Raw genomic sequence first — 21,909 nt, forward strand, 5'->3', positions numbered from 1 at the left:
TGTACCGGTACAGATGAACAATAATTACATTGTAGCATAGCTGTTCTAGCCTTAGAATAAAGAGCATAACAGGACCGGTCCTAAATGCGCGCAACACTTTGGAGGTCTTATAGATGAATACATCTTCTACTCAAAAAGCGATAGTAGCTGCTGTCTTGAATGCTATTATTGTCGGGTTTTCTTTTATATTTGTAAAAATGGCTTTAACCGTCTCGGACCCATTCGATACGTTAGCTCACCGCTTCACGTTATCTTTCCTTGCCGCTTCATTATTTACTTTTCCAGGATGGGGGCGGGTGAAGTTTGGTATTTCCAAGGCAGCAGTGGTAATCCCACTTGCTCTACTATACCCATCGTTGTACTTTACACTTCAAGCCTTTGGACTTCTGCATACAACATCTGCTGTAGCGGGCATTATTCAGGCGACCATGCCCATCTTCACCATCATTTTAGCAGCGATGTTCTTGAAAGAAACTACGAGCGGTTTCCAGAAGATCTCCACCCTAATCTCGGTTGCAGGCATAATTCTTATCTTTGCCATTCCAGGCGTGAGTATTTCTTCCTCCAGTCTGTGGGGCGTCTTACTCATCCTAATCTCAGCGCTATCCCTTGCCGGCTATAATGTTGCGGCCCGAAAGCTGACACGAACTTGGAGTCCTAAAGAGCTCACTTATATGATTACTTTATTTGGATTTATATTTTTTAATGGATTATCGATCATTAAACATGGTTCGGCAGGAACCTTGAATCAATATTTCACACCTTTTCAGGATCCAAAATTCATATTCTCCATGATTTATCTCGGTGTGCTATCTTCCCTCGTGACCTCCTTCCTCTCCAACTATGCTTTATCCCGAATGGAGGCTTCACGCGTGAGTATCTTCGGTAGTCTTTCGACAGTTGTCTCTATTCTTGGTGGTGTACTCCTACTGAATGAACAGCTGGAATGGTATCATTGGACCGGCACGGTGATGATCATTGCCGGGGTGATCGGAGTGAATTGGCGGAAAAGGGCAAGGGTTCAAGCAAAAAGCGAGATTGGGTTGGACTAGATACATTTACGTAACAAAAAGACACCCCTCGAGGTGTCTTTTTGCTTTTACCTTTTCATTCTCTCTATTCTGTATCAAGCTGCGGTTATCACTATTACTTCGACGTTTCTAACGCCTTGATTTTCTCTTTATATTGATCCAATAGTTTAGTTAAAGCTTCATTAATCACAGTGGAATCTTTGGTTTTAGCCGCGCTATTCAGATCCTCTTGGGCTTTGAAGAAGGCTTTATCAGCCTCACTAAGTTCTTGAATTGAAATCGTAGCTTCAGTCGATTCTACTGCCGCAATTGCAGCTACACCTTTAATTGAAGTAGAGGCAAAACTCTCCATCTTCTTATCATTAGGTAATACCTCAACATTGCGACCCGCTTCAATGTAACTCACGGGAAGAGCTTCAGCTGATCCAATCTCTTTCGATAATTGAACTCCCTCCGCCTGCTCAGAAGGTACAAGCTCAGAAACTGCGGTAATGCTAAATCCAGCAGCCTTATAATATTGATCCAAGGTCTTCTTCCAGTCTTCCAGGGTATTAGGTGCGTATGTTTTAGCCAGTTCCAGGGGATCTACCCAATCAAAGCTTATTAAGCTTGCAGAAAGTGATCCACTATTTGCTGGAGTAACCACGGCTGCTGCTGTTGTCTTCGCACTTTGATCGTTAGCTCCACTAGCTGCGTTCACTGCAGTCGGTGCGGCAACTGCGGACACTAGTAGGGCGGACAACGCTAACTTTTTAAATATCATCTGTTGATTCATAAATACAACACTCCTCGTCGATTTGAATGATCTTACAAGTCCAAGCTTACAAAATGGGTGTGGCATAACATTGGTTAATTTGTGGAAAAACGATGGCAGACCCCTATACCCACCTATGGATTGATATAATTGCAGAAGAATACTCTGGAGGTAACGAAATGAATACCAACTATCTCATTGCCGTAGTAGACGATGATCAGCATATACGTAATCTTGTAGAAGCCTATTTACAAAAAGAAAATTACCGCACGATCGGCCTTGGCAGCGCTGAGGAAGCATGGACCTTATGGCAGACAAGTCCACCCGATATGTGGGTGCTCGACGTAATGTTGCCTGGCATGGACGGGTACGAGTTTTGTCGGCGGATTCGCAATGAAGCCGAGGTACCGATTATTATGATCTCCGCAAGAGATAATGAAGTGGATAAAATATTAGGCTTAGAGCTTGGCAGTGATGATTATCTGGTCAAGCCATTTAGCCCCCGGGAGCTAGTTGCTCGCATTAAACGCCAGTTACAACGCTGGTATAAAATGAGTAATCCCGTGGAACCCGCAAGTAGTAGCCCACACCCATCGACGCAAATTGAAGTTAGCCACCTACAGTTATTATTGGAGGAAAGACGTGTGTTCTGGCACGGAAATGAGATTGAACTCACCAGCAAAGAATTCACCCTTCTAAAAGTTTTTGCAGCTTCTCCAAACCGCGCATTTACAAGAGATGAGTTGTTAACCTATGTTTGGGGAGATGACTATTTCGGGAGCGACCGCGCCGTGGACCATTTAATTAAACGGATGCGGAAAAAACTAGACCTGCTGCCGATTGAAGCCGTTTGGGGACATGGTTATCGTATGCGTATTGAGGAGGGAATGGAGATCAATGAAGCTAGCACATCAGATTAATATAGCCTTTAGCATCGTATTGGTACTGCTCCTGTCTATTACCGCTGTAGTGATCCACTTTGTACTGCTCAATCATTTTGTCGGTACACAAAAGGCAGAATTGCGAACCATTAGCTCTGCCATGTCAGCCACTATGATTGAGGGGAGCACGTACATGGGCGACATGGGGACTGAACTCCATGCGTTACCCGTGATCATGCCTTCTACTGTTGGTACTGCAGGCGTCGAGGCCATTCTTAGCGATGAGACAGGAAAAGTATTGTCCACCTCATCGAATATGAGTTCAATCGCGGTAAACTCCAATACGCAGTTTGTCGCAGGTCAAACCTCGGATCTCCAGAACATATGGAATGGAACAGATGCAAGATATATAACGGAAGTGAAGTCCACCCCGATAGGCACGCTAACTCTGCTTACACCTATGAGCGCAGTTACAACGATTGAACAGGCTCTGCTCAAAAGACTTCTAATCGTTTTCGGTGCAGCAGGGGCATTCATGCTCCTATTTGGCCTGTTTATCACGAAAAAGCTAATCCAACCTCTAATGAAGCTGCAGCAAGAGCTGAAAAAGGTAAAGGAACGCCACTTTTCAGATGTTAAGCTAATCAAAGCTGGCGGAGAGATTGGCGCTGTCGCTAAGTCGGTATATGACATGGCTGGCGAATTGAATCGTTTTAACCACGTACAGAAGCAATTTTTCCAGAATGCCTCACACGAATTAAAGACCCCACTAATGTCTATCTCTGGGTATGCTGAAGGGATTAAGGATGGTATCTTCGAGGGGGAAGGGATCGATAAAGGTCTGGATATTATTATGAGTGAGAGTAGTCGTCTGAAGAAGCTCGTTACTGAAATGACCCTGCTTGCGAAGCTGGATAGTGAGGAGGATATATTTAGAACTAGCGAGCTTTCTCTGGACGATTTAGTCGTAGAAACAATTGAACGCATGAACCCCCTTTTGATGAAAAAGGGACTGACCCTACATGTATCCTACGATGACTGCGAGCCACTTACGATCCGGGCCGATAGAGATAAGCTATTGCAGGCGCTGCTTAATGTAGTTTCCAATGCAACTCGTTATGCCAACCAGCATATCTACATTCATGCTTCGGTTAAAGATGGTCAGGTTCTGCTCTCCGTTAGTGATGATGGCCCTGGCATATCAGAAGATCTGCTTCCATACCTGTTCCACCGATTTGTAAAAGGAAAAGATGGTGAATCAGGGCTAGGACTAGCCATATCCCGTGCGATCGTTGAGCGCTCCGGAGGTCTGATTTCGGCAGGGAACCGTAAGGATGGCGGTGCAGTGATCACCATGGGATTCCCTACACTCTCCCCTACCTAGACAGTTTTATGTCGAGCGAACACCAAAAAGCGATCCTCCTAAGCACCTCGAACTCAGTTCTTTCATTGTTAAAGAAGGCGGCAATGCACATGCATCTAGAATGAGTTCGATCGAAGAAATGACACAGGAAGACTCCGACTATATTACGGGTCAAATAATCATGGTCGATGGCAGATCGATGTTGACCATCAAGAGATTCCCTTTAGAGGAGATCTCTTTTTCGTCTTCAAATCTCTTTATCGTTCGTTTAATGGCCTTCGGATTTAGGGTAATAATAAAGAAACATGCTATTTAATGCATAATTTAAAACATCCTGTGTGACCCGGAGGTATTAAAATGAACAAGTTCGACGCTATTATTATTGGTTTCGGTAAAGGCGGAAAGACCCTTGCCACAGAACTAGCTAATCGAAAATGGAAAGTAGCCGTGATTGAACGCTCTAAGCAAATGTACGGTGGAACTTGCATTAACATCGCCTGTATCCCTACGAAATCCTTAGCTTATCAAGCCCATCAAGGGGAAGATTATATAGAAGCGGTCCATAATAAGGATCAACTTATTTCAAGTCTACGCCAAAAAAATTACGATAATCTAAATCAGAACGAGAATATAGAAGTTATCAATGGTGAAGCTTCCTTCTTATCGGATCACGAAGTCCAAGTAAAGGATGCCGGTGAGACGAAAATCTTAACCGCCGATAAAATCTTCATTAATACGGGCGCTGAAACCATCATTCCTACTATTGATGGGATACAAGATAGTAAGTTCGTATATACCAGCACATCCATTATGGATCTTAAGGAGCTCCCAACTAAACTAGCCATCATTGGTGGTGGTTATATTGGATTGGAATTCGCTTCGATCTACAGTCAATTCGGCTCACAGGTTACGGTGCTGGAGGGTTCCTCGAAATTCATTCCTAAAGAAGACCGCGATGTCGCGGACGCCGTCCTCCAAACCTTTACCAAGAAGAACATTGAGGTCAAACTGAATGCAAAGGTTATAGGACTGAAGGATGTTAAAGATGGAGCAGTTATCTCCTTTTCGATAGATGGTGCTATTCAAGAATTGAAAGTCGATGCTGTTCTGGTTGCGACAGGTAGAAAACCAAACATTGAGGGATTAAATTTAGAAGCAGCCGGTGTAGAAGTTACAGATCGGGGTGCTATTAAGGTAGACCCTTCCTTAAAAACCACCGTTTCCCATATATGGGCCCTCGGAGATGTCAAAGGCGGATTACAGTTTACCTACATCTCATTAGATGATTATAGAATTGTACGAAATGATCTCTTCGGCGATCATTCCCATACCACAAATGACCGTGACGTTGTTCCATACAGTGTATTTATTGATCCCCCACTATCCAGAGTAGGAATAAGTGAAGAAGCAGCCGTCGAACAAGGACTTGAAATTAAAGTCGCTAAGTTGCCTGCAGCAGCTATTCCACGTGCTCGCTTAATTAACGAAACCGAGGGCTTCCTAAAAGCAATTGTGGATGCAAAAACCAATAAAATCCTAGGAGCTACATTGTTCTGTGCGGAATCTAGCGAAGTGATTAATATCGTGAGCATGGCAATACAAACAGGGCAAGATTTTACCTTTTTGAGAGATCATATCTTTACTCACCCTACAATGAGTGAAGCTTTGAATGATTTGTTCTCACAGATCAAAGAATAATACTACATGCATGGCAAACAAAAAGACACCCACATGGGGTGTCTTTTACTTTTACTATATAACACGATGCTGAACCCACTTCTTACCCATGAAGCGCCGTAGAAATATGAATCCTCTAATTCCCCACTCACAGTTCATAGCTAACCAAACCCCAAGTAGACCGAAATCGAAAACAATACCTAAGATGTATCCGAGTACTACACGGAACAACCACATACTTAACATAGACACCATGGATGTGAACTTGGAATCACCCGCCGCTCTAAGCGCTGACGGTGTTATGAAACTAACAGACCACAACGGTATTTGTACGATTGTATTGATAAGTACAATTATGAAAATATCCCTCACAATCTCCGCAGGTGGATGAAACATCGACACTAGCGGATGGAAGAAAGGCATAACTAACAATCCCATCACCACAAAGGAAAGGGAAGATGCTACGAGAAACGATTTAATAAATTTCCGAGCATCCTTAACATTATTGCTTCCCATACATTGTCCGACCACTGTAATAATCGTTAAAGACAGCGCATTGCCCGGAATTTGCATAATCCCCGCAAAGGAAGAGGCGATAGCATTTGTAGCAAGCGCGTAAGTACCGAGACTGACGATAAAGACTTGCGTCAGAATCTTACCACCATTAAAGAACATCTGCTCCGCCGCAAACGGCATACCGATGAACATTATTTTTTTGAGCATGGAGAATTGAACCACCAGTAAGTCACGAATTCGAATATGCAGTTCATTGTCCATCCGGAACAGATAATACAGAGCGCATATCGCGCCCAAATATCGAGCTATATTTATAGAAATGGTCATTCCTAGAACACCCATATGCAAAAGGTTAATAAATACGAGATTCAAGAGGACGTAAACTAAATTCATAATGAGCGATAGCGCAAGCGAGGCTCTCGTCCTTCCGATTCCCCGAAGAGCACCACACACTGCCTCTACCACAGCTATTCCAAGATAGGAGATACAGCTCCCAATCAAATAGATTCGGGCGTTGTGCATTACCTCGGGTGAAGCTGCTCCAAATAGTAAGTTCAACAGCGGATTATGAAAAAGAATACCAAACATACCAATAACAAAAGCCATAAGGGAAACCGATGAAGTGGCGCCTGCGGTAGCTTTTGATACCATAAGACTATTACCGCTTCCTTTATACTGCGCTACGACAACCGTACCACCTGTTGATACCGCGATAAACACACTAATGAGAAAAAGATTAAGAGAATCAATCATGTTCACCGCACTGATAGCCGCCACACCAGACGAACTGATCATAGCCGTATTCACTAGATTTAGCCCCACTATAAAGGCTTGATCTACCAGAATAGGGATAAATAAAGCAATCATATGGCGATAATCTAACGATTCTCCTGAAAAATATTTTTCAAGAAACCGCACACTTCGCTTCGTATTGACATTTACATTAGGTTCCATCTTCGCTTCACTTCTTTTACATTAGAGTTATCCAGATCTGAAATATCCTTATAAATAGAAAAAGGCTCTTCAGGTTGAAGAGCAATTCAAAAGTACAGCTAATTTATAAGCACTTAGGTATGCGGTCGAGAGGACTCGAACCTCCACGGGGATTAACCCACACGGACCTGAACCGTGCGCGTCTGCCAATTCCGCCACGACCGCACAAAATATAAAAGAATCATGCAGTGCAGAACTAAATTATCATATATTAGCGCAAAGGGCAATACCTAATGCAAAAAGAAAAAGTGTACCGAGTCCCTATTAGGGATCATCGATACACTTTTTAGAAGAACTATCGGATTATGAAGCTTGTTCAAGCATACGGTAGATAATGACTGCCGCTTGAGCGCGATTAGCTATGCCCTTAGGTGCAAATTTGCCACCCTCAACACCATTAACAATTCCCAATTGGGTCAGTTGTGCTATAGCGTCCTGTGCGTAAGGAGCAATACTGGACTTGTCTGCAAACTTGCCCAGCGCTGCATTCTTATCAATCGGCTGTAGCTTATCTTTCAATGCATTAGCAATCATAATAGCCATTTCTTCACGAGTCACTTCACGACCCGGTTCAAATTTACCATTTCCAGAGCCTTGTACAAGTCCGGCCTTCACCGCAAGGGCGATAGAATCCGTGTACCAAACTCCTTGCTTAACATCGCTGAATGAACTGGTTGTTGCCGAACCCGTCAGATTCAGTGCGCGTACCAGCATTGTAATAAATTCTGCTCTAGTCACTGTTTTGGTTGGTGCAAAAGTATTTGCATCCAATCCTTTTATAATGCCCTTAGCAGCCAATGCTTGAATAGCTTCTTGCGCCCAGACTACCTTACCCAGATCTTTGAAGCTTGCTGCTGGGGCAGTAGTTGGTGCTGGTGTTGCTGTTGGTGCTGGTGTTGCTGTTGGTTTCACGGTTGGAGTAGGTGTTGGAGTTACAACATTAGAACCACCATCGCCACTGCCCGATCCCGTATCAGCCTTCTCTTTGTTCGTAATACGACCTTCAATGGCTGCCTTGATCTCTTTGCGATCAAACGTCTTCACAATGTAATCGTAGAATACATCCAAATCAATCGGACCAGCCAATGAATTCTTACCTTCAGTCAGAACCTTGTAGTTATCCCCACCAGCAGCCATAAAGTTATTCACGACTGCCGTATATTCCTGCTTAGGATTAATTGGTGTTCCGTTAGTCAGCGTAAGATTGGCTACGCGATCCTCTACTGGAAGATACATATTCGCTGTATATTTCAGTCCAGAAATTTGCAATGTTTTGATATCTGGTGATTTGTCAGCTTTCACGCCCCATTGCTGCTGAAGCAACGTTTTGATCTGATCTCCAGTTAGTGTCAGCTTCACAAGTGTGTTGCCGAACGGCTGAACTTTAGCCAAATCGCCAAAGGTTACATCACCCTTCGGAAGATCCGCACGGATACCACCCGGATTCATAAAGGCAAAATCAGCAGCCTTTGCGCCATCACCAAAATCAGCAGTACGCATAGAATCAGCAATTAGGTTACCGAGGGCAGCTTCTTTGGTATAAGCATCCGTACGAGTTACGGTTCCATCAGTTGTACCCACTGGTTGGGTAAGCTCAGGATGCTTCTCAAGGTAAGCATTTACCAGTGCCACACTTTCCGGATCTGGTGTTACACCGTCATGGAAGGTGGAAGTTACCACAGCAGACTTACTCTTCACATCTCCTGTTTTATGGTCAATGACCAATTTGATATCTTCAAATGCTGTACCGTAAGAGTACGCCTGTACAATCAACTTGCCGTTTACCGTTCCGTTTGCCAGTGCATGGTTATCACCAGCAACGATAACGTCAACAGGGGAGTTCGCAGGGAGCGCATTGGCCAGATCAGCCGCTTCGCCTGTAGTTACTCCATCTTTAGTAGAGGCTGGATCATGTGCAAGCACGATGATTGTTTCTACGCCCTTCTCTTGCAGCTCTTTGGCATATCTCTCAACAGCCGCTACTTCTTTATCAGCCGAGAGGAACTGTACCCCAACTGTACCGGAAGGTGCAACTTTACTTGGTGTAGATTTGGTTACAAGACCTATAAACCCGATCTTCACACCACCGACTTCTTTGATTACATAAGGATTGATAATGGGTTCGCCGTTTTTGGCATACACTGCATTGGCATTCACATAATCAAAATCAGATCCAGCATGGATAATTTTTTTGTTCTTTGGATCAGCACCACCATAAAGCTGTGTCATTAGCGCATCAACACCTTGGTCGAACTCATGGTTACCCAAGGAACCTACATCAAATTTCATCATATTCATCCAAGCATGAGTCGGCTCATCGCGCTCAAGCGAGGATACAGGTGCCGATGCTCCTACGGAGTCACCGTTATGGAAGAGCAAGGAGTTCTCGTACTTTGCACGAGCCTGTTTCAAGTAAGTCGCGAGGTAAGCTGCTGTGCCTACAGACTTATTGCTCACTGTAGAAACTGTGTCTAGTTGACCATGGAAGTCATTGATTCCAATAAGGTGAACTTCAACATCTGCAGTTGGCGCAGGAGTTTTCACACTTAGATCCAGTTCGAAAATTCCGAAGCCTTTATCATTTTGCTGACCCATATCGTATATGTTCGCCGGAAGTACACTTGCTGCTTTAGGCGTTGTAGTGAACGTTACTTTCACACTACCCTTAATAGGTGCCAATGACCAGTTGCCATCAGCAGTAGGATCAATCGTTCCAGCTTCACTGATATAGTCCATCAAGACCTGACGATTCTCATCTTGAGAGTCCACTACCAACTCTGAGCCTTTAACGCCCGGGAAGTTACCACCACCGCTTGCACGGTAATTGTTAGTGACAACAATGAAATCCTGATCAAGATCTAAAGGCTGATCATTGTAAGTCACTTCCGTCACACGACTCGATGAAGCATCATTAATGGAGCCATCCGGATTGTACTTCGCGTTTTTCGTTACATCAATTTTATATTGGACCCCATCAATCACATCAAAATTAAAGACTTGGAATTCCGGATTCAACAGAGACTGCGGAGTCGAGATTCCAAGTTTGATGCGGTTAAATGCACCCGCGCTCATTTCCAACCACTCTTTAACAACAGAACCCTTAACCTTGATCGCTTTGAGCGTGTTATCGTATAGATAGAGGTCGCTTGCGCTACGGATAGTCAAGTTGCCTTCATCAATACTAGTGTATTCTTCTGGGCCGTTACGTCCTGCTTTAAATGGAGCGCCGACACTCAGAATCGGTAGGTCCTTATATTGAGGAACATTGACATCAATATACTTCTGAACATACCACTTCTGTGCATACGTTACGAGCTGAACCGTAGGATCATCCTGAACCATTGCAAAATAACTGTTCATTGGAGCCGTTGTCACACCCAGCTTCTGTTCAGTATAAACAATAGTAGCGTTATGCGCTGCCGCAGCAGCATCATCTACAGCTGGATCAGGTTCGACCGTTGGATAATTCACTTTATTCTCTGTCTTATAGATAGAACGAGTTGAAGCTTTTGAGCTTTTCTTATCTACTTCCCAGCCTTTATCACCGTATACAATATCCAGATCAATTAGACCTAAATAAGCACCGCCGTAGCCAGCTTGTACAGCAGGCGTACCATTAATGTGACCATTCACATTATCGATCACAGCCTTATCGTTATCGTAAGGCTTTTTAGTGTCCGGATCTTTGAACAAAGCATCCAGTGTGCTGTCATTTCCCGTTGGGAATACCTTATGGGTATGTGAGAATGTGATCGCATCGATACCCGGAACCTTACTCAAGGCGTTAATGTCATTCTCAGAACCATCACCTATAACAGCATTAATATCAAAGCCAGTATGAGCCATAGCGACAATGACATCTGCTCCTTCAGCTTTCATTTCTGGAATAAACTCCGCAGCCGTTGCGGCAATATCTTTAACGGTGACTTCGTTCTCCAGATTAACCTTATCCCATTCCATGATCTGTGGAGTAACCAGGCCGATCAGTCCAACTTGAATCGTTTGTTCTGTACCATTACTGTCTTTTATTGTTTTAGGTATGATAACAAAAGGATCAAAGGCATTCGTGCCATCCATTTTATATATGTTCGCATTCACATAATCAAAATTTGCACCGGTAGTTGACTTCTTCTTGCCATCGCTACCATTTATAGTACGATCTAAAAATTGCAAACCATAATTGAATTCATGATTGCCAAAAGTCGCAGCATCATATTTCATAACATTCATAGCCGCAATCATCGGATGAATCTCATTCGGATCTTTCAGTTCTGATTTCTTCGCCACGTACGTACCCAGCGGGGTTCCTTGAATCAAGTCCCCATTGTCAAGCAGGAGGTTGTTGGGTTTTTCGGCTCTCGCTTGTTTCACCAGACTTGCTGTGCGGTCAAGACCGACGGTTACAGATGGTGCACCCTTAAAATAATCCCAACCATACACATTAGTGTGCACATCCGTTGTGCTCATCAAACGGAGCTCAACCTTGGCTCCAGAAGCAGGTGTAGCAGGAGCAGCAGCTACTTTGTCCGGACTCCAAACCGTACCCAAAACGACTCCACCTAGTACCTGTGCTGAAAGCACTGCAGTTGCTAGTACAGAAGCGAGAGGCTTGTTCCATCGTGTCTTCCATCCCATAAAGATTTATTCCCCCTAGTATTTTTTACATAATTTCGGTGATATTATATCACACAAACATGACGAAAAAGTATAGGATTGTAAAATTAATATAAATTCGTGTCAAATATATTAACGTGTGAAGAAAGACCTAGGTCACATTGTTATTTTATTAGATCAAGAGTCTCTAGACATACAAAAAAACACACCTTATACAGATGCGTCCTAAGAAAGCGCATACATAAGATCAAAACACGTCGAATCTTTATCTGATAATAAATCTCTCAAGACCCACTCATGATGGCAGTAAACCCAAAGCAAATTGCCGTGATTAAAGACAAAGGTGTCATCACAAGTCTTTCTTTTTTACTCTTCGATAATATATTCATTACGGTATTGAGAATTAGATAGACTGTAAAAAAGTAACATACGCCTCTATCAAAAGGTAATCCAATAGAAATCACGTTGCCTGCCTGCAACAAGTAAAAGATTGCAATCAGTTGTATAACAACTGAGATCGCACACGCAATCCTCATCTGTGAGGGCATGATTCTATGATTGCCCCCCATTGCAAATTCACCATAAGGTAATCCTAAAGACAGTAATATGTAAAGAATCGCCGCTCCCGCAAAAGTAATACTCCCAATCCATGCAGATAACATCCTTCCACCTCCTTCACTAATGGGTATTCGAATCTTATAAGCGGAAGAACACCTTTATAAATGCAATGGACTTTCACGAGAGATACTTGGGGCTGTAGCTCAGTTCATTCATTCGATCTATCAGCATCTGGTGCTTTGACTATAAGAAAAGACCTTTGAGATGGATATTTATGTATACCGCTTTATCATCCATTTTTTGGACTTTCTTTTCATATTAATGATGAACCCGCACAAGCAACACCGGAATATCTGAGTAATATAGAATTAAATAGACCAATGAGGTGATCCACAAATGTCAAACAGAGCAAAAATTCGCAAGCGAGCTGAACAGCTCAAGGGTAGACCTGTATGCGTTACGCTTCATGATGGACGTACGTATGTAGGATGGATAACTGGCCTCGATAAGGATGGATTGACCCTCTCCAAACCACGTAAAAATAAAAATAAAAACAAAAAATCAAAAAAACACTCTTCTTCCCGCTCCCGGAAAGCGAACGTATCAGGACTCATGCCATTATTCGGCTCACTTTTCGGAATGGGAGGAGGGGCTGCTGGCGCTACCGAGGCTGCAAGTTCAGGCGCTTCAGGATTCGGTAGAATTATGGGCTTCGTAGGGATGATCCAAAGAACAATGCCGGTTGTGAAAATGGGCTACAATATGATTAAGTCTATTTCCCCATTCTTGAATGGACTAAAGGGTTTAATGGGATAGTCAAAAGACACCCCTCAAGGTGTCTTTTATTTTCTCTCATGAACTTATCAGTTTCTTCAAAAGTCTCCCCGCAGATTTTACCCGTGGGCGCTTTAAATGCTCCTGTACATAGCGATAGTCCGTTAATTCAACACTAGCATCACGAATCGCATAGGTAAAATCATCATCAAAGGGTAGACGGTATTCCCAGACTCGCTTCTCCCAATGTGGTATATTTGCAAGCATCCACGGATCGTCGATTCCGGGATGAATATAGGTTTCACTAACACCATCAGGTAGCGAATACATCTTGGCGATAATGGATTGTTTGAAACGATCGTACGTCTCACCCTCTTCCACACCAAAAGGATGCGACAACAAGTAATCAGGAATCGGGACTCCAAGTGTATCGGCCAGCCCGGATCCAAGTGCAACAGGACGTTCAATATTTTTCAGCGATCCCAGAAGAGGATCCTCTGGATGGATGTATCGAAAGAATCGTGATGGCAATCCCCAGCGCGAAATTCTCCACAACGTCTGCGGGAGCAAGCTGCGTCCCGTTTCCATGCCATATAAACTTCCCATATGGTTGTCTACATGACTAATCACTATTCCGGATTGTTTCACTCTCTCATACTGCGCAACAATCTCCTTCAGCACAGCTTTTGTCTGTGCCCCCTGCTCAAACTCTTTTACCGTCTTATATTGATGCCGGCCATCGTCATGTAGTGAAGAGTCCCCCGTCAGACTGCTCCAGCGTAAAGCCTCAAACTCACTAGTCATCGTCAAATGAAGGCCCACATTTCGTTGTTGCCTACGGCTACACCATCTAGCTGCCTCCTCGAATCCAGGGGCCACCGCCATTATCGTCGCTGAAGATACTTTTCCCTCTTCTAATAGATGCATAATTGCCTGATTCATGGCAGGGCTTTGCCCAAAATCATCACAATTGATGATTAATCTTTTGCTCATAGTCAGCATCACCTCTCAATTGCCCCGTAAATGTAAATTTAATAGTAAAAGATATGATAACAGATATGGCTAGTAGACATAACGGCACTACACTTATTAAATACCGGAACGTTGCTTCTGGATCAGACCCTGGGTCATCGCCACCCTTATAACCAAAGATCATTCCTACTATAAAAAAGGCCAACGCCGAGATTAATCCGCTTGAACGAGTGATGAATCCGCTTACCGCAGTATAGATACCTTCTCTTCTCAGACCGGTCTTCTCTGCATCCTCATCGATAATTTTGCCACCTACGATCGCTGGGGTTACTAGAAATCCTGCTAATCCGAAACCGACAACAATGCCAGCGGCCACACCACTTACGAGATCATAACCGAACCATAGCGGAATGACAGATAAAGCATATAGGATAAGCGATAGCCGCCATGCCTTGACCCCATCCATCTTACGAATGATCCAGTACCACACAAACACTAGCGGAATGACCGAGACAAAGACAGCTGCGAGCATGATAGACACCTGTGCTTCTGAGATATGTAGTACATATTTTGCATAAAAAGGAATCATCGAGCTTACAAGTCCGTTAACCGTTTGGGCAAAAGAGTTCGAAATATTAAACACCCAGAACTTCTTATTCCGAATCGTCTCCCGAAAAGCCGGAATGAGCTTTAAAGGTTCGGTCTTAGTAGTCTCTTTCTTCTCTTGGACATTCATCATACATAAAAACATAAACACGCCGAAGACACAGGCATACACAATAGCCATATTAGAGAAGTTAATCGCTGCAAATAGGATGGGCGTTAAAGCCGTACCAATTAACAGAGCAACCACTTGATACCCTTGCTGAATCGCAGAGGCTTTCGCCCGAATACGATCTCCACGGAAGAGCTCCGGAAGCAGTGCGCCATAGTTCACCCACAAGACCGTAGCCACAGCCTCATAAAAAATAAGCGTCACTAGAAACCAAGTGAAGAGTCCATTCTCAGATAATCCGCCGGGTGGAGAGAACACCAGCACAAACGCCAGCATAAATAACGGAATCGAGCCGAACACCCAGGGTCTACGCCGACCATAGCGGGTATTTGTGCGGTCTGACCAGTATCCAAACAGCGGATTATTCACCGCATCCCAGATCAGAAAGATTGTTCTGGCCAGTGTAGCAAGTCCAATGCCCAAGCCCAATTTCTCCACATAAAAATAAAAGTAAAAAGAACTAAAAGCCTGACTGGGAACCATCATCGCAAACATCCCTAAAGCAAAGGTGTACGGCGAGTTCATCCATTTATGCTTCACTCACATACCTCCCATATGGTAATGATCTAATTGTAATATATTACCACAATTTCTGGAAGTATAGGGATAAAAGGTCTAAGAAATAGCGAAAGGGGATGTCCTAATAGCCATGAACATTGGCTATGGTACATCCCCTTCTGAATACTTAATGGAGCCAGAACAGCAGCTATGCTACGCTGGATATCCTAGTTATAAAAATACGATCATGGACAGGATGAACATAAAGACTACACCCACAAGCATTGGCACAGATGTGCGTTTTACAATCTCAATCGGATTCTTCTTAACGGAGCCAGCAACAATAAGAACAACGGCCGCGACTGGAGAAACTGCTCTAAACAGGTTACCTGCAAGACCCATTGGCACTGTAACTGCAATCGGGTTAATACCCGCAGCGTTAGCAAGAGGAACCAATAAAGGAATCATCGAATAGAAGAGCGCCGTACCGCTACCGCTCAAAATAACGATTAGAGCAGTCAAGGCAACGAGAATGAGTGGAAGAATAAATCCAAGGCTGGAACCGTGAATACCAGTCATCGCTGTTTCCAAGGATTCAATAAGTCCAATTGATTTCAATCCAGTAACGAATACAGAAGCCGCAACCAGCAGAACAACAATTGGAACCGCGCTGCCCATGCCTTTAAAGAAATGCTCTGTACCATCTAACACTTGCTTTGCATTCCTTTTACGGATTAATTCACAAACAATCGCAATAGCGAAAGATAATAAGGCAACTACCTCAACGCTTATATTAATAGTCATACTAGATGCAGATTGAAGTATAAATACTACGATCAAGAACAGGATAGGAAGCACTGGCAACAAAGCGTAAACCGTTGTAAACAGCTTTCCACCTTCCACTAGCTTAACATCCTTTAGTTCAACTTCTGCGTGTTCTGTGTCGACGCCCATCTTTTTATCCATACGTTTTTGCCAGAAATAATGTACAACAGCCATTACTAATAATGTAGGGATGGAGACTAACGCGTGGTAACGGAATACATAATCTGTTACGGTCAAACCTGCATACTCAGCATATTGTGCTAATTCAGTTGCAATTGCCACGTTATCCCCGCCCATTGGCGTTGGTACGATGGTCGCAGATGTAGCAATAATCGCAGCTGCGGATAACGTTGACATTCCAGCTTTTTTCAACACAGGGAATAATGTTGCAAGTAAGATTATAGCCAGGTTTGAGGCACTAGGTATTACAAGAGACAACAAATTTCCTAGCAAAAAGACTACTGGCACAAGAATATATACCGATTTAATTTTACCTAGTGGTTTCGTTAATACATTGACGGTCACATCATTCGCATTAATATAGGACATGTATGCTGTATATCCACCAAGAATAAGAATGATAAAACCAGCAGATGTGAGTGACGATTTAAACTGGTCCGCTATGGCTACCAATGGATCTAACCATACAGCACCCGAAGATTCAAACCCTTTAGCACTTATTCCATTACCCATTAGTATTCCAATGAACATTAGAACAATACCAATGAAGAATAGTGTAATCTTAATATCCATCTGCTTTATTAACATATATACAATAATAACAATCGCCAGAATCGCAGAGCCGTACATGATTATGTCCATCGCGCTGTCCCCCATTTAGTTGGTGTTAGTTCGTTAGTTGCACTTTCTCAAGCTATCTAATAGCCATTCTCGAAATAATTGCTGATCGATATCAAGACACACTTTGGCATTATTAGGTCTACCTAAATATCCTTTCAAATCAACGATTGTAGTTCCTGCTGTCATACTGCCGTTCAGTTCGATATCCACGTGAGTCTCAACCGTTTCAAACATTTCTGGTTTTAACAAATAGGCAATGGCACAGCTATCATACATTTTTAATCCGGTCTTCATGCTGCCGCCACGGTACCGCTGAAAGAGGCTGTGAATCATTTTCCCAACATCGTTCATGTTTTCTAATTGGGCAGAGTCTTCTGGTAATACAAGCGCTTTCCATCCAACGTCTAAACCAGCCATAACAATCGGAAGTCCACTATCAAACACAATTTTTGCAGCTTCCGGATCCACATGAATATTAAATTCAGACATTACCCCCATATTTCCTCTGGAGGCTGATCCCCCCATTAGAACGATATCTTGAATGTTATTTTTTACCTCGGGATAAATTTTCAACAATAATGCAATATTCGTAAGCGGTCCAATCGGAACAAGCGTAATCGGGGTAGTACTTTCTTTAATCACCTTATACATGGCATTAACTGCATTCTCTTCAAGCAAAAGATCATTTGTAGGTTCTTCAAAATCAAAACCTTCCATTCCGCTAACACCATGCACATTACTCGCATCTTGAGGTGTTCTAATCAGCGGGGCAGCCGCACCCATGGCAACGGGAACTTCCTTTTTAAAATATTTCAGCAGCTTTAATGCATTGTTTGTTACTTTGTCTACACCCACATTCCCTGCTACAGTTGTGATTAGCTTGACATCAAGTTCTTCACTATACAAAGCAATAGCTATAGCTACTGCGTCATCAATCCCAGGATCTGTATCAATAATAATCGGTCTTTTTAACATATTATTTATCCTCCATCGGGTTATCAATTTTATATGATTTATCTACAAATTTAACCATTCCGTGGCCAAAATCCTGATTAGGACGTTGAATAAATCCGAATTTCTCGTAGAATTTCTCTGTATTCGGCGTAGCCATTAAACCTATATATGCGTTCTCGCACGCTTTTTCCTGAATGTAATTCATTAAGGAATGCATGATAGTATAACCAATTGATTGCTTCTGGTATTCAGGATCAACTACTACATCCTTAATGAAGAACACAATTCTATCGTCACCGACAATTCGACCAATACCAATTGGTTTATGATCATCGAATATAACAACTGAAAATAGCGTCTTTTCTAAGGCCTGTGCGACATCTTCTAATGAATATTCTTGAAAATCTACTTTTCGGCGAAGCTCAGCATACATCTGTGGTGTTAATGCGTTTGGTTCTTTTCTTAGCATTCAAGAATCGCCTCCTAGTATACCCTCAGCCCATGAATTGTTTCAGCTCTTTTAATAAAGGCATCCCTCCTTGAACACCGACCCTGCACCCATGGTATCTACTGTTTGAACCTCTGGCGCTTTGATGAAAATATTTTCTCCATTTTTGTAATAATAATTCCATTTTTTCCGTTTGTGACAATTAGCTTTTCTTTGTACTCTTCGCGAAAACCAGGGGACTTCATAAGCATTTCTGCTTCTTGCTCGTTTGGAGAAATAATGACGGATGAGACTCCTGTTGAGGTATGTGGAACCGGTTCCACATTCTTAAAAAAAATATGATTCCTCTTTAAGATGCGACAAGTATATGTGATTTTATGATTGTCGAAATCTAGGTAACCGGTTACATATATCATATGAAATCGCATTCATTCTGTCAAAGGTAAAAATTATCATAAAAAGTAAAAGACACCCTAAGATGTCTTTTACTTCACTACACCCGTTACACCATGTTTTTATTTCAGTGGCTTCCACACCCAGTTCTCTATTTCTGGTAAATCATTTCCCTCTTCACGAATGTATTGATGATGTTTCTTAAGGATCGCATCCATTTCATCCAAGATGGTCTTATGTTCATCCGCATCAGGCAAGCTGAGAATAGTCTCCTTCGTCAGGTCAAAGCGATCCATCTGATTCAATACACGCATATCGAATGGAGTTGTAATGTCCCCATTCTCACGGTATCCATGTACATGCAGGTTATGGTTATGACGCTCAAAGAAAAAGTCTCTAATCAGACCTTCATAACCGTGGAAAGCGAAGATAACAGGTTTGTCTTTTGTAAAAAACTGATCAAACTCTTCGTCAGATAAGCCACGAGGATCCTGTTTTCGACTTCTCAGTTTTAATAAGTCCACCACGTTGATATATCGAATCTTAAGTTTAGGCAGTTTCTCGTGCAGTATGGAGATTGCTGCCAAGCTTTCAATTGTTGGTTCTGTACCTGCAGAAGCAATGACAACATCCGGCTCTCCACCTTGATCGGTGCTTGCCCAATCAATAATCTTCAGGCCTTTTCCAACCAATTCTTGTGCTTCGTCAGCACTAAACCACTGTAGTCGCGGTTGTTTGGACGTAACGATTAGGTTTATTTTTTGACGGTCGTTTAAGACAGTATCAAAGACAGCCAGCAAGGAGTTCGCATCCGCAGGTAAATACTCACGGATAAATTCAGACTTCTTGTCAGCTAAGTGACCTAATATCCCTGGATCTTGGTGAGTGTAACCATTGTGGTCTTGTTGGAATACGGTTGAAGTTGCCACCACATTTAAGGATGGGATATCTGCACGCCAGCTTTGATCCTTTGCCTTACGCAGCCATTTGAAATGTTGAGTAATCATAGAATCGACTACTCGCAAGAAAGCTTCATAACTTGCAAAGAAACCATGACGGCCAGTCAACACATACCCTTCAAGAAAACCCTCTGCCTGATGCTCGGACAATTGAGAATCGATAACACGTCCATAAGATGAGAGAAATTCATCATTTGGTTCCTTAATTTGATCCAGCCATTGCCGTTTGGTTACTTCAAAGATAGGTCCCAGACGATTAGACATCGTTTCATCCGGTCCGAAAATTCTGAAATTGCGATTTCCTTCGTTAAGAGAAATAACTTCCTTCAGGTATTTACCCAGAACGGACATATCTTGTGCAATAACTTGACCTGGTACGGAATTGTCAAGCGTAAAGTTGCGGTAATCTGGCAAATGCAGGTCTTTAATCAGGTTGCCGGCGTTAGTTACAGGATTCATAGCCATACGGCTGTCTCCTGAAGGCAGGATCTCTGCAATTTCAGCTTTCAAACGGCCATTGTCGTCGAATAACTCTTCCGGTCTATAGCTGTTCAGCCACTCCAGCAACGCTGGCGCGTATTTCATATTTTTTTGGTCAACCGGAATTGGCACCTGATGGGCACGGAACGAATTTTTAATGGGCACACCTTCCCATTGCTCTGGACCTGTCCAACCCTTAGGAGAGCGGAAGACCAGCATTGGCCAGACCGGACGAGTAAGATTATTGTTCTCACGCGCATTTTTTTGAATCTCTTCAATTCTTTCGACGATAGTATCGAGCACCTTGGCCATTTCTGGATGCATTAGATCAGGATCTTCACCTTCAATAAAGAATGGTTGCCACCCCATACCTTTAAAGTAGGCGGTAATTTCTTCTTTCGATTGACGAGATAAGATTGTTGGGTTACTGATTTTGAATCCATTCAAGTGCAAGATCGGCAGGACCGCACCATCGGTAACTGGGTTGATGAATCTGTTGGAGAACCATGAAGTAGCTAGTGGTCCAGTTTCAGCCTCGCCATCGCCAATCACAACAGCCGATATCAAATCGGGATTATCCAGTATGGCACCGACACCATGAGAAAGAGAATAACCTAATTCACCGCCCTCATGAATAGAACCAGGTGTTTCAGGAGCGGCATGTGAAGCAATCCCACCTGGGAATGAGAATTGTTTGAACAATTTCTTCATACCTGTGATATCTTGCGTAATTTCAGGATAAATTTCCGTGTAACTACCATCCAGATAGGAATTTGAAACCATAACCTGACCACCGTGACCAGGACCTTCAATGTAGAACATGTTCAAATCATATTTAGTAATTACACGATTCAAATGGGCATAAATAAAGTTTTGGCCAGGAATAGTGCCCCAGTGTCCGATGGGCTTAATCTTTAAATCTGCATCCTTCATTGGCTCCTTTAACAACGGGTTATCTTTTAAATACAGTTGACCTACGGAAACATAGTTCGTAGCACGCCAATAGGCATTGAGTTTTTCTAAATAAACTTTTGATGAATAATCACATTCCATGGATAATACCATTTTTCCACTCCCAAAATTTTATTTTTTTGCTTTTACTTTGTCGTATTTTAAATATCATAAAAAAATATAGAGACACTTTTTTCGATAAGGTTATGCTTGATCGCTTAACTCTATTTTGTACAAAACAAAAAAAATAAGACCGAGAAAAATTCCCCAGTCTTACTCTTAGTCACCGATATCTATAATGGAATTAGGGCATAATTTCAACCGGATAAATAGGATTCTAGAAATCTGTTCGTTATTTTCGACGGCGAATGTTCATGCGATTATACATCACTAAACCGGCTATGACCATGCCCAGCGTACCTATACTACTCGCTACTTCAGTCTGCATACCAAACAAAATACATACGTTAGTCACCAGGCTTCTCGTAAGCAACGCGACAATAATTAGCATGATCGGACGCCAAAAGTTATATCTTCTCATTTCAGTAACACTCCTAATCCATTTTTCTTAAGCGCTTAACCTAATTTATCTATATGTATTATAGCATAAGTAAGTAACCGCATACATTTTACGTAAAGCTAACAATTATGATCTAATCAGAGCATAATTCAGCACCCAACCCCTTTATTCG

17 protein-coding genes and 1 tRNA gene are annotated in these 21,909 nt (G+C 42.7%); 6 read left to right on the plus strand and 12 right to left on the minus strand.

Annotated features, from left to right (window positions below; genetic code table 11):
- The first annotated feature begins 113 nt into the window (after nt 1–113).
- Nucleotides 114–1,052: a DMT family transporter gene (locus PAENI_RS18985; protein ID WP_149646335.1), complete on the plus strand. Its 939-nt coding sequence runs from the start codon at nt 114–116 to the stop codon at nt 1,050–1,052.
- A gap of 94 nt (nt 1,053–1,146) precedes the next feature.
- Here the strand turns inward: PAENI_RS18985 and PAENI_RS18990 are convergent, their stop codons facing one another.
- Nucleotides 1,147–1,806: a hypothetical protein gene (locus tag PAENI_RS18990; RefSeq protein WP_149646336.1), complete on the minus strand. Its 660-nt coding sequence runs from the start codon at nt 1,804–1,806 to the stop codon at nt 1,147–1,149.
- A gap of 158 nt (nt 1,807–1,964) precedes the next feature.
- On the opposite strand from PAENI_RS18990, the gene PAENI_RS18995 reads away from it, so the two are divergent.
- From PAENI_RS18995 to PAENI_RS19005, 4 genes are all read left to right on the plus strand, one after another.
- Nucleotides 1,965–2,705 carry a response regulator transcription factor gene (locus tag PAENI_RS18995; protein ID WP_149646337.1) on the plus strand — a complete coding sequence of 247 codons (741 nt, stop codon included), beginning with the start codon at nt 1,965–1,967 and terminating at the stop codon, nt 2,703–2,705.
- The gene (locus tag PAENI_RS19000; RefSeq protein ID WP_149646338.1) at nt 2,683–4,050 is read left to right on the plus strand and encodes a sensor histidine kinase; all 1,368 of its coding nucleotides are present in this window, start codon (nt 2,683–2,685) and stop codon (nt 4,048–4,050) included. The genes PAENI_RS18995 and PAENI_RS19000 overlap by 23 nt, the downstream gene beginning before the upstream one ends.
- Before the next feature lie 100 nt (nt 4,051–4,150).
- Nucleotides 4,151–4,345 (plus strand): hypothetical protein, encoded by a 195-nt coding sequence (locus tag PAENI_RS32275; RefSeq protein WP_223178972.1) that lies wholly within the window; start codon nt 4,151–4,153, stop codon nt 4,343–4,345.
- Between the two features lie 41 nt (nt 4,346–4,386).
- Complete coding sequence (locus tag PAENI_RS19005; RefSeq protein ID WP_149646339.1) at nt 4,387–5,727, plus strand: FAD-dependent oxidoreductase; 1,341 nt, start codon at nt 4,387–4,389, stop codon at nt 5,725–5,727.
- Between the two features lie 54 nt (nt 5,728–5,781).
- Here PAENI_RS19005 and PAENI_RS19010 read toward each other — a convergent pair whose 3' ends face one another.
- The 4 genes from PAENI_RS19010 to PAENI_RS19025 form a co-directional block, all read right to left on the minus strand.
- Nucleotides 5,782–7,176 (minus strand): MATE family efflux transporter, encoded by a 1,395-nt coding sequence (locus tag PAENI_RS19010; protein ID WP_149646340.1) that lies wholly within the window; start codon nt 7,174–7,176, stop codon nt 5,782–5,784.
- A 120-nt stretch (nt 7,177–7,296) separates the two neighbouring features.
- Nucleotides 7,297–7,380 (minus strand) — tRNA-Leu (locus PAENI_RS19015).
- Nucleotides 7,381–7,518: 138 nt separating this feature from the next.
- Entirely contained in the window at nt 7,519–11,850 is a 4,332-nt protein-coding gene (locus PAENI_RS19020; protein WP_149646341.1) for a bifunctional 2',3'-cyclic-nucleotide 2'-phosphodiesterase/3'-nucleotidase, read from the minus strand.
- A 263-nt stretch (nt 11,851–12,113) separates the two neighbouring features.
- A complete protein-coding gene (locus PAENI_RS19025; protein WP_149646342.1) occupies nt 12,114–12,491 on the minus strand; it encodes a hypothetical protein in 378 nt (125 codons plus the stop codon).
- A 292-nt stretch (nt 12,492–12,783) separates the two neighbouring features.
- On the opposite strand from PAENI_RS19025, the gene PAENI_RS19030 reads away from it, so the two are divergent.
- A complete protein-coding gene (locus tag PAENI_RS19030) occupies nt 12,784–13,203 on the plus strand; it encodes an LSm family protein (RefSeq protein WP_076286675.1) in 420 nt (139 codons plus the stop codon).
- 36 nt (nt 13,204–13,239) lie between these two features.
- Here the strand turns inward: PAENI_RS19030 and PAENI_RS19035 are convergent, their stop codons facing one another.
- The 7 genes from PAENI_RS19035 to PAENI_RS19065 all read right to left on the minus strand — a co-directional run bounded on the left by PAENI_RS19035 (nt 13,240) and on the right by PAENI_RS19065 (nt 21,758).
- A complete protein-coding gene (locus PAENI_RS19035; RefSeq protein WP_149646343.1) occupies nt 13,240–14,154 on the minus strand; it encodes a polysaccharide deacetylase family protein in 915 nt (304 codons plus the stop codon).
- On the minus strand, nt 14,126–15,448 hold the full coding sequence (locus tag PAENI_RS19040; protein ID WP_149646344.1) for an MFS transporter: 1,323 nt from the start codon (nt 15,446–15,448) through the stop codon (nt 14,126–14,128). Before PAENI_RS19040 ends, PAENI_RS19035 begins: the two co-directional genes overlap by 29 nt.
- A gap of 189 nt (nt 15,449–15,637) precedes the next feature.
- Nucleotides 15,638–17,053, minus strand: a complete 1,416-nt coding sequence (gene dcuC, locus PAENI_RS19045) for a C4-dicarboxylate transporter DcuC (RefSeq protein ID WP_076286678.1) — start codon at nt 17,051–17,053, stop codon at nt 15,638–15,640.
- A gap of 33 nt (nt 17,054–17,086) precedes the next feature.
- On the minus strand, nt 17,087–18,007 hold the full coding sequence (gene rihC / locus PAENI_RS19050) for a ribonucleoside hydrolase RihC (RefSeq protein WP_076299953.1): 921 nt from the start codon (nt 18,005–18,007) through the stop codon (nt 17,087–17,089).
- A 1-nt stretch (nt 18,008) separates the two neighbouring features.
- Complete coding sequence (locus PAENI_RS19055) at nt 18,009–18,455, minus strand: GNAT family N-acetyltransferase (protein ID WP_076286680.1); 447 nt, start codon at nt 18,453–18,455, stop codon at nt 18,009–18,011.
- Between the two features lie 494 nt (nt 18,456–18,949).
- On the minus strand, nt 18,950–21,331 hold the full coding sequence (locus PAENI_RS19060) for a phosphoketolase family protein (RefSeq protein WP_223178973.1): 2,382 nt from the start codon (nt 21,329–21,331) through the stop codon (nt 18,950–18,952).
- 238 nt (nt 21,332–21,569) lie between these two features.
- The gene (locus tag PAENI_RS19065) at nt 21,570–21,758 is read right to left on the minus strand and encodes a hypothetical protein (RefSeq protein ID WP_042184077.1); all 189 of its coding nucleotides are present in this window, start codon (nt 21,756–21,758) and stop codon (nt 21,570–21,572) included.
- Nucleotides 21,759–21,909: the final 151 nt, after the last annotated feature.

The sequence above is a fragment of the Paenibacillus sp. B2(2019) genome (assembly GCF_008370385.1).
GTDB lineage: Bacteria > Bacillota > Bacilli > Paenibacillales > Paenibacillaceae > Paenibacillus_AQ.

What these genes read in the sequence shown, in the direction of transcription:
- PAENI_RS18985 (WP_149646335.1), top strand. Translation starts at nt 114, where the DNA reads ATGAATACATCTTCTACTCAAAAAGCGATAGTAGCTGCTGTCTTGAAT.
- PAENI_RS18990 (WP_149646336.1), bottom strand. Translation starts at nt 1,806, where the DNA reads ATGAATCAACAGATGATATTTAAAAAGTTAGCGTTGTCCGCCCTACTA.
- PAENI_RS18995 (WP_149646337.1), top strand. Translation starts at nt 1,965, where the DNA reads ATGAATACCAACTATCTCATTGCCGTAGTAGACGATGATCAGCATATA.
- PAENI_RS19000 (WP_149646338.1), top strand. Translation starts at nt 2,683, where the DNA reads ATGAAGCTAGCACATCAGATTAATATAGCCTTTAGCATCGTATTGGTA.
- PAENI_RS32275 (WP_223178972.1), top strand. Translation starts at nt 4,151, where the DNA reads ATGAGTTCGATCGAAGAAATGACACAGGAAGACTCCGACTATATTACG.
- PAENI_RS19005 (WP_149646339.1), top strand. Translation starts at nt 4,387, where the DNA reads ATGAACAAGTTCGACGCTATTATTATTGGTTTCGGTAAAGGCGGAAAG.
- PAENI_RS19010 (WP_149646340.1), bottom strand. Translation starts at nt 7,176, where the DNA reads ATGGAACCTAATGTAAATGTCAATACGAAGCGAAGTGTGCGGTTTCTT.
- PAENI_RS19020 (WP_149646341.1), bottom strand. Translation starts at nt 11,850, where the DNA reads ATGGGATGGAAGACACGATGGAACAAGCCTCTCGCTTCTGTACTAGCA.
- PAENI_RS19025 (WP_149646342.1), bottom strand. Translation starts at nt 12,491, where the DNA reads ATGTTATCTGCATGGATTGGGAGTATTACTTTTGCGGGAGCGGCGATT.
- PAENI_RS19030 (WP_076286675.1), top strand. Translation starts at nt 12,784, where the DNA reads ATGTCAAACAGAGCAAAAATTCGCAAGCGAGCTGAACAGCTCAAGGGT.
- PAENI_RS19035 (WP_149646343.1), bottom strand. Translation starts at nt 14,154, where the DNA reads ATGAGCAAAAGATTAATCATCAATTGTGATGATTTTGGGCAAAGCCCT.
- dcuC (WP_076286678.1), bottom strand. Translation starts at nt 17,053, where the DNA reads ATGGACATAATCATGTACGGCTCTGCGATTCTGGCGATTGTTATTATT.
- rihC (WP_076299953.1), bottom strand. Translation starts at nt 18,007, where the DNA reads ATGTTAAAAAGACCGATTATTATTGATACAGATCCTGGGATTGATGAC.
- PAENI_RS19055 (WP_076286680.1), bottom strand. Translation starts at nt 18,455, where the DNA reads ATGCTAAGAAAAGAACCAAACGCATTAACACCACAGATGTATGCTGAG.
- PAENI_RS19060 (WP_223178973.1), bottom strand. Translation starts at nt 21,331, where the DNA reads ATGGTATTATCCATGGAATGTGATTATTCATCAAAAGTTTATTTAGAA.
- PAENI_RS19065 (WP_042184077.1), bottom strand. Translation starts at nt 21,758, where the DNA reads ATGAGAAGATATAACTTTTGGCGTCCGATCATGCTAATTATTGTCGCG.